Source organism: Dactylosporangium sp. NPDC051541 (assembly GCF_044454505.1).
Classification (GTDB): Bacteria; Actinomycetota; Actinomycetes; order Mycobacteriales; family Micromonosporaceae; genus Dactylosporangium.
This window is the reverse complement of sequence record NZ_JBITDU010000021.1, coordinates 104,165-117,515: the sequence shown is the minus strand read 5'-3', so window position 1 is coordinate 117,515 and position 13,351 is coordinate 104,165. Positions and strand designations below refer to the sequence as shown.

At 71.2% G+C, this 13,351-nt stretch carries 8 protein-coding genes; 6 read left to right on the top strand and 2 right to left on the bottom strand.

Annotation, left to right across the window (positions count from 1 at the left end; genetic code table 11):
- The first annotated feature begins 7 nt into the window (after positions 1 to 7).
- Complete coding sequence (pulA, locus tag ACIA8L_RS49810; RefSeq protein WP_395916284.1) at positions 8 to 5,767, top strand: pullulanase-type alpha-1,6-glucosidase; 5,760 nt, start codon at positions 8 to 10, stop codon at positions 5,765 to 5,767.
- 29 nt (positions 5,768 to 5,796) lie between these two features.
- A complete protein-coding gene (locus ACIA8L_RS49805) occupies positions 5,797 to 6,024 on the top strand; it encodes a hypothetical protein (protein ID WP_395916283.1) in 228 nt (75 codons plus the stop codon).
- A 96-nt stretch (positions 6,025 to 6,120) separates the two neighbouring features.
- Here the strand turns inward: ACIA8L_RS49805 and ACIA8L_RS49800 are convergent, their stop codons facing one another.
- Positions 6,121 to 6,414, bottom strand: coding sequence for a hypothetical protein (locus tag ACIA8L_RS49800; protein WP_395916281.1), 294 nt, complete (start codon positions 6,412 to 6,414; stop codon positions 6,121 to 6,123).
- A gap of 426 nt (positions 6,415 to 6,840) precedes the next feature.
- On the opposite strand from ACIA8L_RS49800, the gene ACIA8L_RS49795 reads away from it, so the two are divergent.
- The 4 genes from ACIA8L_RS49795 to ACIA8L_RS49780 all read left to right on the top strand — a co-directional run bounded on the left by ACIA8L_RS49795 (position 6,841) and on the right by ACIA8L_RS49780 (position 11,817).
- A complete protein-coding gene (locus tag ACIA8L_RS49795; protein ID WP_395916280.1) occupies positions 6,841 to 9,387 on the top strand; it encodes a nitrate- and nitrite sensing domain-containing protein in 2,547 nt (848 codons plus the stop codon).
- Positions 9,384 to 9,797, top strand: a complete 414-nt coding sequence (locus ACIA8L_RS49790) for a roadblock/LC7 domain-containing protein (RefSeq protein WP_246655886.1) — start codon at positions 9,384 to 9,386, stop codon at positions 9,795 to 9,797. Before ACIA8L_RS49795 ends, ACIA8L_RS49790 begins: the two co-directional genes overlap by 4 nt.
- A gap of 23 nt (positions 9,798 to 9,820) precedes the next feature.
- On the top strand, positions 9,821 to 10,789 hold the full coding sequence (locus ACIA8L_RS49785; protein WP_395916278.1) for a TAXI family TRAP transporter solute-binding subunit: 969 nt from the start codon (positions 9,821 to 9,823) through the stop codon (positions 10,787 to 10,789).
- Between the two features lie 71 nt (positions 10,790 to 10,860).
- A complete protein-coding gene (locus tag ACIA8L_RS49780) occupies positions 10,861 to 11,817 on the top strand; it encodes a threonine/serine dehydratase (RefSeq protein WP_395916276.1) in 957 nt (318 codons plus the stop codon).
- Between the two features lie 258 nt (positions 11,818 to 12,075).
- Here ACIA8L_RS49780 and ACIA8L_RS49775 read toward each other — a convergent pair whose 3' ends face one another.
- On the bottom strand, positions 12,076 to 13,335 hold the full coding sequence (locus tag ACIA8L_RS49775; RefSeq protein ID WP_395916274.1) for an FAD-binding oxidoreductase: 1,260 nt from the start codon (positions 13,333 to 13,335) through the stop codon (positions 12,076 to 12,078).
- Between the last annotated feature and the right edge of the window lie 16 nt (positions 13,336 to 13,351).

The following is a 13,351-nucleotide window of genomic DNA, read 5'->3' as shown; positions in this document are numbered from 1 at the left end:
GCCCGCCATGCCGTCCGCAAAGCATCTGACGTTAGGCATCCTGACCACGCTCGCCGTGCTGGCCGCGGTGCCGGGGGACAATCCCCGCACACCGGACGTGCCCCAGGAGCCGACCAGCTACTCCGTGACCGGGGTGCCGGAGTGGACGAACGAGCCCTCCATCGCGAGCCTGCTCGACAACGGCCTGCTCGACGGCAACGGCAATGGCAACAAGAAGGCGCAGCGGGCCGAGCAGTTCTACTTCGTGCTGGCCGACCGGTTCGCAGACGGGGACGCCCGCAACAACACCGGCGGGCTGCCCGGTGACCGGCTGAGCACCGGATACGACCCCACGGACAAGGGCTTCTACCACGGCGGCGACCTCAAGGGCGTCATCGACAAGCTGGACTACATCCAGGGCCTGGGCACCACCGCGATCTGGCTCGCGCCGGTGTTCAAGAACAACCCGGTGCAGGGCAGCGGGGCCGACGTCTCGGCCGGCTACCACGGGTACTGGATCACCGACTTCACCCAGATCGACCCGCACTTCGGGACCCGGGACGACCTGAAGGTGCTGACGAAGAAGGCGCACGACCGCGGGATCAAGATCTATCTCGACGTGATCACGAACCACACCGCCGACATCATCCGGTATACGCAGAACCAGTACTCCTACCGCGACAAGACGGACTACCCGTACAAAGACGCCAACGGGAACAAGTTCGACGACCGTAACTATGCCGACGGAACGCACGGATTCCCGCAGGTCAATCTGAACTCGTTCCCCTATACGCCGGTGTTCCCGACGAACGCCGACAAGACCGCGAAGACGCCGGCGTGGCTGAACGACCCGACGATGTATCACAACCGCGGTGACTCGACGTTCAGCGGGGAGAACTCGGAGTACGGCGACTTCTTCGGCCTGGACGACCTGTGGACCGAGCGGCCCGAGGTCGTGCAGGGCATGACGAAGATCTACTCGGACTGGGTCAAGGACAGCGGGATCGACGGGTACCGCATCGACACGACGAAGCACGTCGACATGCCGTTCTGGCCCCAGTTCACCAAGGGCGTCGAGGCGGCCGCGGCCAAGGCCGGCAAGCCCGACTTCTTCATGTTCGGCGAGGTGTACGACGCGAACCCGGCGTTCGACTCGCAGTACGTGCGCAAGGGTCGGCTGCCGGCCACCCTGGACTTCCCGTTCCAGCAGGCCGCGACCGACTTCGTGGCCAGGAGCGGCTCGGGCCAGGAGCTCGCCGACATGTACGCCCAGGACGATCTCTACACCTCGCCGGGGACGAGCGCGCAGTACCTCCCGACGTTCCTCGGCAACCACGACATGGGCCGCATCGGCTACTTCGTCGCCACCGGCGGCACCGACCCGGCCACCCACCTGCGCCGCGACCAGCTCGGGCACGAGCTGATGTTCCTGACCCGGGGCCAGCCCGTCGTCTACTCGGGCGACGAGCAGGGCTTCACCGGCGCCGGCGGGGACAAGGACGCCCGGCAGGACATGTTCGCCACGAAGACGGCGGACTACCTGGACGACGACCTCCTCGGCACCGACACCACCCACGCCACCGCGCACTACGACCCGAACCACCCGATCTACCGGACCATCGCGGGCCTGGCGAACCTGCGCGAGCGCAACCCGGGCCTGCGCCAGGGCGTGCAGGTCACGCGGTACGCCGACCAGAACGTCTTCGCCTTCTCCCGCATCGACCCCGACCAGCGGGTCGAATACATCGTGGCCAGCAACAACGGCCCGGGCACGAAGACGGTCACGATCCCGACGTACATGGCCACGACGACGTTCGACCAGCTCTACCCGTCGACCGGGGCGATCGCGGCCACCGCCGGGGACGGCTCGCTGCAGGTGAACATCCCGGCGCTCACGACGGTGGTGTTCAAGGCCCGCGGCCAGATCAAGAAGGCGACGGCGAAGCCGACGATCACGCTGTCGGTCGACCCCGCGCCGGCCGGCGTGGCCCAGGTCAAGGCCAGCGTCACCGGCGATCCGATGTCCGCCGTCACGTTCGCGGCCAAGGTCGGCGACGGCGCCTGGCAGCTGCTCGGCACCGACAAGGCCGCGCCGTACTCGGCCTCGCACGACCTCGACGGGCTCGCGGCGGGCACGAAGCTCGAGTACAAGGCGGTTGTTCGCGACGCCTCAGGACGTACCAGCGAAACAAAAATCGCGACGAAGGTCGGCACGCCGCCGAGTGCCGCCGCCCCGGACTACGCGGTCGTGCACTACCAGCGGCCGGCCGGCGGGTATGACAACTGGAGCCTGTACGCGTGGGGTGACGTTCAGGACCCGATGACCTGGCCGCAGGGCGCCCCATTTGCCGGAGAGGACTCGTACGGGCGCTTCGCATGGGTCAAGCTGAAGCCGGGGGCCACCAACATGGGGTTCCTGGTGGTCGACGGCAGCGGCGTGAAGGACGTCGAGGCGGACCGCTCGCTCGATCCGACGAAACATCCGGAGATCTGGCTCAAGCAAGGAGATGCGACCATCTACACCTCCCAGGCGGCCGCCACCGGCAGTGTTTCCGTCCACTATGGACGGGCCGACGGCAACTACACCGGATGGGGCCTGCACCTGTGGGGCGATGGCCTCGCCGCCGGCACCGCCACCGACTGGGCCAGCCCGCGCCCGCCGGACGGCACCGACTCGTTCGGCGCCTACTGGCACGTCCCCGTCTCCGACCCGAGCAAACCGGTGAACTTCATCGTGCACAACGGCGACACGAAAGACCCCGGCCCGGACCAGTCCGTGCTGCCCAGCACCCAGGGTGAGGCCTGGGTGCGCTCCGGCGAGGCGACCGTGCACCCGACCCGGGCCGCGGCCGAGCACACCGCGGTGCTGCACTACCGGCGCCCGGCCGGCGACTACGACGGCTGGGGGCTGCACGTCTGGACCGGCGCCGCGACCGGCACCGACTGGGGCAGCCCGCTCCAGCCGTCCGGCACCGACGCGTTCGGCAAGACGTTCACCGTGCCGCTGGCCGCGAACGCACCCCTGCTCAACTACATCGTGCACAAGGGCGACACCAAGGACCTGCCGTCCGACCAGGCGCTGGACCTCGTCACCGTCGGGCACGAGGTGTGGATCCTGTCGGGGGTGGAGAAGTACCTCCTGCCGATCCCGGCCCAGGGCACCCCCGACACCGACGTCGACCAGGCGAAGGCGGTCTGGATCGACCGCAGCACGGTCGCGTGGCGGGCCGGGCCGACCGACGGGCACAGCTACGAGCTGTGGTCGGCGCCGGCCGGCGGGCTCAAGGTCGTCGACGGGCAGGTGATCGGCAACGGCACCAAGCTCGCCATGAGCGCCGTGCCGGGCAACCTGACCGAGACGCAACGGGCGAAGTTTCCGCACTTGTGGGCATACCAGACCTTCCATGTCAACGGCGATCGGGACGCCTTCACCGCCGCCCTGCGCGGGCAGGTGGTGGCCGTGGAGCGGGACGGCTCGGGGCAGGTCACCGAGGCGACCGGCGTCCAGCTGGCGGGGGCCCTCGACGACCTCTACGGCGCGGCCCTCAGCGCGAAGCTCGGGCCCACCTTCGACGGTGGAAAGCCTGGTGTGAGCGTGTGGGCGCCGACGGCTCAGAACGTTTCCCTGGAGCTGTACCGCGATCTCCAGCAGCCGCCGCAGGTCATCGCGATGCGCCGGGACGAGCGGACCGGCGTGTGGTCCGCGACCGGCGACAAGGGCTGGAAGAACCTCTACTACAAGTTCCGGGTCACGGCCTACCAGCCGGCGGTGCACGCGGTCACCACGGCCGCCGTCACCGACCCCTACTCCGTCTCGCTGGCCGCCTACGGCACGCACAGCCAGCTGGTGGATCTCGGCGACCCGGGCCTGCGCCCGGGCGGCTGGAGCGACCTGCGCAAGCCGCCGGCTCCCAACCGGCCGCAGATCCAGGAGCTGTCGGTCCGAGACTTCTCGATCGCCGACACCACCGTGCCGGCCGCGCAGCGCGGGACCTATCTGGCCTTCACGCAGTCGCAGTCGGCCGGCATGCGACACCTGAAGGAGCTGGCCCAGGCCGGCACCTCCTACGTGCACCTGCTGCCGGTCTTCGACATCTCCACGATCCCCGAGGTCCGCGCCGACCAGGCCCAGCCGCCGTGCGACCTGGCCGCGCTGCCGCCGGACTCCCCGCAGCAGCAGGCCTGCATCGCGCAGATCGCCGACCGGGACGGCTACAACTGGGGCTACGACCCGTTCCACTACAACGCGCCCGAGGGCTCCTACGCGACCGACCCGCAGGGCACCCCGCGGATCACGCAGTTCCGCCAGATGGTCGCCGGGCTCAACAACGCGGGCCTGCGCGTGGTCATGGACGTCGTCTACAACCACACGACCGCGGCCGGTACCGACCAATACTCGGTCCTCGACCAGATCGTGCCCGGCTACTACCAGCGGCTGCTCGACGACGGCACCGTCGCCAACTCCACGTGCTGCGCCAACACCGCGCCCGAGAACGCGATGATGGGCAAGCTCGTCGTCGACTCGATCGTGCAGTGGGCCAAGCAGTACAAGGTGGACGGCTTCCGGTTCGATCTGATGGGTCACCACCCGAAGGCCAACATCATGGCCGTGCGGGCCGCCCTCGACCAGCTCACCGTGGCGAAGGACGGCGTCGACGGCAAGAAGATCATCCTCTACGGCGAGGGCTGGAACTTCGGCGAGGTCGCCGGGGACGCCCGGTTCGTGCAGGCCACCCAGGCCAACATGGCCGGCACCGGGGTCGGGACCTTCAACGACCGGCTCCGCGACGCGGTCCGGGGCGGCGGCCCGTTCGACGGCAACCCGCGCATCCAGGGCTTCGCCACCGGGCTCTACACCGACCCCAACGGCGACACCGCCAACGGCACCGCGGCCGAGCAGCGCACCCGGCTCCTGCACTACCAGGACCTGATCCAGGTCGGGCTGACCGGCAACCTGGCCGCCTACGAGTTCACCGACTCGACCGGGCACCGGGTCACCGGCGCGCAGGTCGACTACAACGGCTCGCCGGCCGGATACACGCGGTCGCCGAGCGAGGCGGTGACCTACGTCGACGCCCACGACAACGAGATCCTCTACGACACGATGGCCTTCAAGCTGCCCGCCGGCACCACCGCCGAGCAGCGGGCCCGGATGCAGGTCCTGGCGCTGGCCACGACGATCTTCGGGCAGGGCGTCGGCTTCGTCACGGCCGGCTCGGACCGGCTGCGCTCCAAGTCGCTCGACCGCAACTCGTTCAACTCCGGCGACTGGTTCAACCAGATCCGCTGGAACTGTGCCGACGGCAACGGCTTCGGCGCCGGACTCCCACCGGCGGCCGACAACCAGGACAAGTGGCCGTATGCGCAGCCGCTGCTGGCCAACCCGGCGCTGGTGCCGGGCTGCGCGGCCATCGACCTGGCCGCCGCGCGCTTCCAGGAGCTGCTGCGCATCCGGGCCGGCTCCCCGGTGTTCGCCCTCGGCACGGCGGCCCAGGTCCAGCAGCGGCTGAGCTTCCCGCTGTCGGGCGCGCAGGCCACTCCCGGCGTGATCACCATGGTGCTCGACGCCCGCGGCCTCGACGGGCACTGGAGGTCGCTGGTGGTCGTGTTCAACGCCGGTGCGGTCGCGACGACCCAGACGGTCGCGGCGTATCGGGGTGCCCACGTGTCGCTCCACCCGGTGCAGGCGGCGTCGGCCGACCCGGTGGCGCGGCAGTCCACCTTCGATGGTGCGCACGGATCGTTCACAGTCCCGGCACGGACGGTGGCGGTGTTCGTGGAGGAGTGAAATCCGGCCGCCGGGGTACCAATCCCCGCATGAGTCGATACCGCAACCGGGTCCTGAAGGCGACGGCCGCGATGTGGCTGCTCGTCCTGCTCGCCGACGCCGGCTGGGTGGCGAGCTCGCGCACGGCCTTGACCGCGGCGACGGTCCTGGCCGTCTGCGTGGTGCTGTCCGGGGTGCTGTTCTACAAGTTCATGCAGAACCTGCGCGACAGCGAGCCGCTCCCGGCGCGAATCCCTCGCAACGACCGTTCCTCGTGAGGACCGTCCCTCGTAACGACCGCCGCGGTTGATCGGCGAAAGCTTCGCTTAACCGTCGCAAAAGGCTCAACCGGGTCCCGCCGCTGCCGTTGGGACTCATGTGAAGTCGCTCGTGGCCGCGTTGCTCATCGGTGGCGCGGCCCTCGGGCCGACGCCGCCGCCCGGGCCGCCACTGCCCGGGCCGCCGCCCATTCTGGAGCCCGTCGGACCCTCCCCGACGCTGCCCGACCTGACCGGTCCGGCGACGCTTCCGCCGCTCACGACGCCCGTGGCGCCGAGCGGACGGCCGGTGTCGTCCGCGGCCGCTCCGGTGTTTTCGAGCCCGCCGGCCGGCCCGAGCGCGATCTCCCCGACGCCGGCCGCAGTGGAAGTGTCATCGCGCGACTCCACCCCGTGGATCCTCGGCGGAGGGGCCCTTGTGCTCGTCGGAGCCGGTATTTGGGTCATTGTGCGACGCCGTCGTCACGCTTAGTCACAAATACTCAGACGTTCGGCTAAGGACCCTTTAGGGATTCAACCTCTTCCAGTAGCGTGCCTGATCGTGTTCCGTAATGGATCCGACTCTGGCGCTGCGGCGCTGGAGCGCTCTCAGCGGCACGCTCCGTATTGGAGACGCTACTTTTAGGAGGCCAGGCGGTGGCAGGCAGCGGCCCCTCCCGCGCCCCGGTTCCGCGTCACAGCGTCAGCTCCGGTGGCCCGATCCGCCGTGCGGCGGGCACCGACACGTCTGTTGCCGGGCACCGCCGGGGCGGTGGTCCGCGCTCGGGCCTGCTCCGGTCCGTCCGCGCGCAGCTCCTGGCGCCGATCATCGTCGCGATGGTCGGCCTCTTCGTCCTCGGTGGCATCCAGGTCACCAACGCGGTCAACTCGGCCCGCGACGCCGGCAACGCCCGGACCCTGAGCATCACCGCCACCAGCGCGGTGCTCTTCGTCCACGAGATCGAGCGTGAGCTGGCCGAGACCGCCGCGCTCCGCCAGCGCGGTGGCACGAGCGGTGCCGCCCTGGTCACCGCCCAGCGGGCGCGCACCGACCAGGCCGCGTCGCGGTTCTTCGCCGACGCCGCCCGGGCCGTCGACGCCGTGCCCGCCCTGTCCGATCGGGTGCGCGTGGCCGGCGAGAACTACGGCCAGCTCGGCTTCACCCGGGCCTCCATCGACAACGGCACCGCCACGATGGTCCTCGTCACCGACGTCGTCTACGGCGGCCTGGCCGACGCACTGCTCACGGTCGCCGACGCGGTCCCCGGCCAGATCGAGGACATCGAGCTGTCCAACGCGGCCCGGGCGCTGGCCTCCAGCGCATTCATCGAGCACTACGCCGCCGTCGAGCGCGACCTGCTGCGGACCATCTTCAGCCGCGGCAACCTGCAGCCCGGCGACCTCGGCAACCTGGCCCTGATCGAAGGCGCCAAGGGCCAGCGCGAGGCCGAGTTCCGCCGGGTCGCAACGGACCAACAGCGGCAGTTGTACTCCAACGAGGTGCGCGGCACCGACGTCGACACGGCCGACGGCATGACCGCCAAGGTGCGCGATGCCGAGCGGGACGCGGCCGGTCTCAAGGTCGACGCCGACGCCTGGTTCGTCGCCCAGAGCGGCGTGATCCGCCGGGTCAGCATCGTCTCCGTCGAGATCGCCGACAACCTCGACATCCGGGCCGACCAGGTCGCCGTCGGCGCCTCCCGGCGGGCCTGGGCCACCGGTATCCTCACCGTCCTGCTCGCCCTCGGCGCGCTGGCCATCGCCATCGTCCTGGCCGTGCGCACCGCCCGCCGACTCAACTCGCTGCGCGGGGCCGCCCTGCAGGTGGCCCGGCGCGACCTGCCCGACGCGATCAACGCCGTCTCGGCCGGCTCGTCCGCGCCGGCCCCCTCGCTCATGGAGGGCGGCCAGACCGCGGCCGAGGTCACCCGGGGCATCGCCGCGCTCAACGACGAGGTCGGCCAGGTGGCCGAGGCGTTCAGCACGGTGCACCGCACCGCCCTGCGCCTCGCCGGTGAGCAGGCCGAGCTGCGCGTCGACGTCGGCCGCATGGCCGAGGTCCTGGCCCGGCGCATCCGTACCCTCATCACCCGCCAGCTGCGGCTGCTCGACGAGTTCGAGCGCGACGAGACCGACCCGGACGTCCTGGCCCGGCTCTTCGCCCTCGACCACCTGGCCGCCCGCCTGCGCCGCAACGGGGAGAACCTGCTGGTCCTCTCCGGCGGCGAGCCCGGCCGCCCGCAGACCAAGGCCGTCGGGCTCGGCGCGGTCATCACCGCGGCCGCGTCCGAGATCGAGGACTTCGCCCGGGTCGAGTTCCAGCCGGCCGACCTGGCCATCGCCGGCCCCGTCGTCGGCGACCTCGTCCACCTGCTGGCCGAGCTGCTGGAGAACGCGACCGCCTTCTCGCCGCCGACCGAGCCGGTCACCGTCGACGCCCGGGCCACCACCGACGGCGCCCTGATCCGGGTCCACGACCAGGGCATCGGCATCCTTCCGGCCCGGCTGGCGGAGATCAACTCCCGGCTGGCCGTGCCGAGCGTCCTGTCCAGTGCCGCCGCCGGCACCATGGGCCTGCACGTGGTCTCCCACCTCGCGGCCCGCCACGGCATCCGGGTCCAGCTCCACGCGAACGGGTCCGGCACGGTCGCCTACGTGGCCCTGCCGCACCGGCTCCTGGACACCGTCAGCGCCCTGCCGACGGGCCGGTCCGCCCCGACCGAGACGATCCCGGCGGTGCAGCCGCCGCCGAGCCGGCCGGTGCAGGTGCCCTCCACGGTCGGCGCCCCGATCGGCCGCCCGGAGCCGCAGCTCGCCCAGCCGCAATACGCCTCGGCGCAGATTCCGCAGCAGCGCCGCCCCGAGCCGGCCGCGGCGCCGGTGCCGGTCGCCGCCGGTCCGTCAGCTGGAGGCGTGGCGCCTTGGTTCCGTCCCTACTTGAGTGGCAACAACGGCGCCGGCGGTTCCACCCCGCCGCCGACGACGAGCCGGGTCCAGCCGGGCGGAAACACCCCGCCGCGCGGCGTGGCCCAGGTGGCCGCCACCCCACCGGCGAACCCGCCGGTCCGGCCGCCGCAGTACAGCGCGCAAACCACCTGGGGATCCCCCGGCACATGGCCGCCACGCCCGGGGAGCCCGTCCTCCAGTGCCGGAGGTGGCTCGATGTCGGAGCAGGACCAGAATCTTCCTCGCCGTCGCCCCGGCGCCCAGTTGCTGCCGGAAACCACCGAACCACCCGCCGAGAGCCGCAAAGCCGCGGCGGTCGACCCGGAGCAGATCCGGTCCCGGCTGTCCGCGTTCGCCGAGGGAGTCTCGGCGGCCGGACGACGCAACACCAGCACCGCAATAGGGCAGAGCAGTACCCCAGGGAACAAGGAATCATGATGTCTCAACAACCGCACGGCGCCGGGCAGCTCGACTGGCTGATGGTGAGCTTCGCGCGTCAGGTGCCGGACGTGGCACACGCCATCACCGTGTCCGGCGACGGGCTGCGCCTGGCCGCGTCGGCCGACCTCCCGATCGACCAGGCCGACCATCTCGCGGCCGTGATCAGTGGCCTGGCCAGCCTGGTCTTCGGCGCGGCCCGGGTCATGCAGGCCGGCCACGTGCGGCAGACCATCGTCGACATGGACGGCGGCGTCATGATCGTGATGTCCGTCGGCGACCGGGCCCTGCTCGGCGTGCTGGCGGCGCCCGGCTGTGACCTGGGCCAGGTCGGTTACGAGACGGCCATGCTGGTCCACCGCGTCGCCGACGCGCTCGACCCCCTGCCGCGCGACGCGTTGTCCCGCTGATCCCCCCTTTTGAGAAGGCCCGTGTGATTATCCGGAAGTTAGCGCTCGCGCTGGTGGCGGTCCTGGCCGTCACCGGCTGCGCCAGCTCGATCCAGCGCCCGGGCGCCGGTCTGTGGCACGGCGGCCGTCTCTTCGTCGCCACCGGCAACACGACCGGTGTCTACTACTCGATCGGCGGCGGCCTGGCCGACCTGATCACCAAGCACGTCAAGGGCTACGAGGCCCGGGCCGAGGCCACCGGCGCGTCCGGTGAGAACATCCAGCGGGTCGCGACCGGCGACATGGACGTCGCGTTCACGATCGCCGACACCGCCGCCGACGCCTACGCGGGCAAGGGCGCGTTCGACGGCCGGCCGCAGAAGGTGGTCGCCCTGGCCCGGATCTACCAGAGCTACGTGCAGCTGGTGGTCCGCAAGTCGGCGGGCATCACGAAATTCGCCGACCTGCGCGGCAAGCGCGTCTCCACGGGCTCGTTGGGCTCCGGCGCCGACACTGCGGCCGGCCGGGTCCTGGCCGCCGGCGGGCTCAACCCCGACACCGACGTGATCCGCCAGCGCCTGTCGCTGCCGGAGACGACCAAGGGCATGCAGAGCGGCACCACCGACGCGCTGTTCTTCGTCGGCGGCGTGCCCACCCCGGGCATCGCCGACATGCTCAGCAGCGCGCCCAACGCCTACACGGTCCTGCCGCTCAACGCCCTGGTGCAGCCACTGCAGGCCAAGTACGGCCCGGTCTACGGCACCGGCAAGATCCCCAAGGACAAATACAACACGCCGGGCGACGTCGATACGATCACGATCGGCAACTTCATCGTGGTCTCGCCCGACATGCCCGAGCAGCTCGCGCACGATCTGACCAAGGTTCTGTTCGACTACCAGACCGAGCTCAGCCACGTACACCCCGAGGGCGGCAACTTCGACAAGGGCGCCGCGCCGCAGACCGACCCGATCCCCCTTCATCCGGGTGCGGCCCGCTACTACAGCGCTGGTTAGCGACGTTATGGATCTCTCATTCGATCCAAGAGACTAGGGCGGTCATGCCGGCGTGATGTCAGGATTGCGCCGTGACCGCCCCCCAGCAAAACCTCGTTCACCTGGATGACATCCGCGACGCCGCCGCGCGGATCTCCGGGCTCGTGGTGCGCACCCCGCTGCTACCCAGCCCCTGGGCCGAGGAGCTGTGGCTCAAACCCGAGAGCCTCCAGCCGATCGGCGCGTTCAAACTCCGTGGCGCCACCAACGCGCTGCACCGCCTCGACCTCGAGCGCCGCCGCACCGGCGTGGTCACCCACTCCTCCGGCAATCACGGCCAGGCGCTGGCCTACGCGGGTCGGGCGCTGGGCGTGCCGGTCACGGTCGTCATGCCCGACGTCTCCACCCCGCTGAAGATCGAGGCGACGCGTGGCTATGGCGCCGAGGTCATCCTGGTGCCGCAGTCGCAGCGCGAAGTTCAGGCCCGGCAGCTGGTCGAGGAGCGCGGCCTGACCCTGATCCCGCCCTACGACCACGCGGACATCATCGCCGGCCAGGGCACCGTCGGCCTGGAGATCTTCGAGGATCTCTCCAGCGTCGACGTGGTCGTCGTCCCGGTCGGCGGCGGCGGCCTCTCATCGGGCGTGGCGACGGCGGTCAAATCGCTGGCCCCGCACGTGGCCGTCATCGGCGTGGAGCCGGCGGTCGCCGCCGACGCGGCCGAGAGCCTCGCGGCCGGCATGGTCCGGGTATGGCCGGAGGCCCGGATGCTGAGCACGGTCGCCGACGGCCTGCGCACGCCGCTGTCCGAGCTGACCCTGGCCCACCTGTCGACCTACCTGGACGCGATCGTGACCGTCAGCGAGGAGGAAATCCTCGACACGGTTGGCACGCTGGCCCGCAAGGCCCGCCTGATCGTCGAGCCGAGCGGCGCCGTGGCCACCGCCGCCGTCCTCCACCGCCGCGACGAACTCCCGGCCGGCCGCACGGTAGCCGTGATCAGCGGCGGCAACATCGCCCCTGAGCTGGCCGCGAAGCTGTTCGCCTGAGGTTATCCACAGCCTGTGTGTAATGCCTGTGTGGATCCACACAGTCACCCATAGCATCGACACTCGTTCCGCGTTCCGATGTCCGAAATATCGGATATATTTGGCAGCGGGCTGCGAAAACGAGCAGACCGCTGCGGTCCGACCGACCTTCTGACGCCGCAGGTAGGGCGGTATTCGCCGCCGTTATCCACAGCCAGATGGGGCGTTATCCACGGGTTGTCCACAGGTCCTTGTCCACAGCCTGTGGACAACTTGACATCAGGACGGCTCGGAGGTGCGGCCGGGGGAGAGCCGGTCTTCCGGGTCCAGGGCCAGCTTGAGCCGGGCGGCGGTGGCCGGGAGGGGCTCGGGGCCGTGTGTCTCGACCAGTTCGCGCAGGTCGAGAGGGGCGCGCAGGAGCGTGCAGCCGCCGCCTCCGCGGGCCAGGAGGACCGTGCGGGCGGCGGTCAGCATGCCGTCCAGGCGCTCCGGCGTGATCGTGTCCGGCAGTGCCACGTGGGCCACGCCCAACCCCACCGAGCCGCGGACCGGCACCGGGCCGCCGGCGGCGTCGCGCAGGGCGTAGACCACGGCGAACAGTTCGCTCGAGCGGCCCCAGATCTTCAAGGCCACGTCGTCGGTGCCGAAGGGGTAGCGGCCCCACCAGGCCGGGGGAAGGGACTCCACCGTCGCACCGCCGCCCAGGAGTTTGGCGGCGGACTCGGCGCGGTGGGCCACGTAGGCGGCGTCGCCCTCGAACAGGGCAGCCAGCTCGGACGGGCGGGGTGCGGTGCCGGCGAACGCTCCGGGCAGATCGGCCTCGATCGCGGCCGGCTCCAAGGGCGAGGCGACCAGAGCCTCGGTGAGCCGCTGGACCTCGCGGGGCGTCGACACCGGGCGGACCACCCACGCCCGGGCGGCCGGCAGCGGCTCCAGGCGGACCGTCGCCTCGGTGATGACGCCGAGGGTGCCGTAGGAGCCGCAGACGTACCTCGCCAGGTCATAGCCGTCGACCGTGCGGGTCAGGCTGCCCTCGTCCAGCGCCACCTGCACGCCGGTGACCAGGTCGCGAGGTGCGCCGAAGCGGTGGCGGAGCGGGCCGGCCTCGTTGGTGGCCAGGATGCCACCCAAGGTCGCTCCGGGGGAGCCGACGTCCAGTGGGAGGCGGCGCCGCTCCTTCATGAGGGCGGCCCGCAGCGCGCGCAGTGAGGTGCCGGCGGCGATCGTGGCGCTGTGCCCGTCGGGCTCCATCGCCAGGACGCCGGTCAGGCGGCCCACGTCCAGCAGGACGTCGGCGTGGGTCGGCGGGGCGCCCCAGTCGAGCTTGGTGCCGGCGCCGGTGGGGAGGACCGACAGGCCCTCGGTCGCCGTGAAGCGCAGGACCGCGGCCACCGCGTCGGCGTCGGCCGGCTCGGCCACCCAGCCGACGGGCACACCGTCGACGGTGTCGGCCGGGCCCGCCTCCCACGCGTGGTCCGGGCCGCACGCCGCCGCCAACGCCTCGATCACCGTCACCGCTAATCCCGCTTCCCTGCTCACCGGCGGGTGCGTAAGC

What these genes read in the sequence shown, in the direction of transcription:
- pulA (WP_395916284.1), top strand. Translation starts at nt 8, where the DNA reads ATGCCGTCCGCAAAGCATCTGACGTTAGGCATCCTGACCACGCTCGCC.
- ACIA8L_RS49805 (WP_395916283.1), top strand. Translation starts at nt 5,797, where the DNA reads ATGAGTCGATACCGCAACCGGGTCCTGAAGGCGACGGCCGCGATGTGG.
- ACIA8L_RS49795 (WP_395916280.1), top strand. Translation starts at nt 6,841, where the DNA reads ATGGTCGGCCTCTTCGTCCTCGGTGGCATCCAGGTCACCAACGCGGTC.
- ACIA8L_RS49790 (WP_246655886.1), top strand. Translation starts at nt 9,384, where the DNA reads ATGATGTCTCAACAACCGCACGGCGCCGGGCAGCTCGACTGGCTGATG.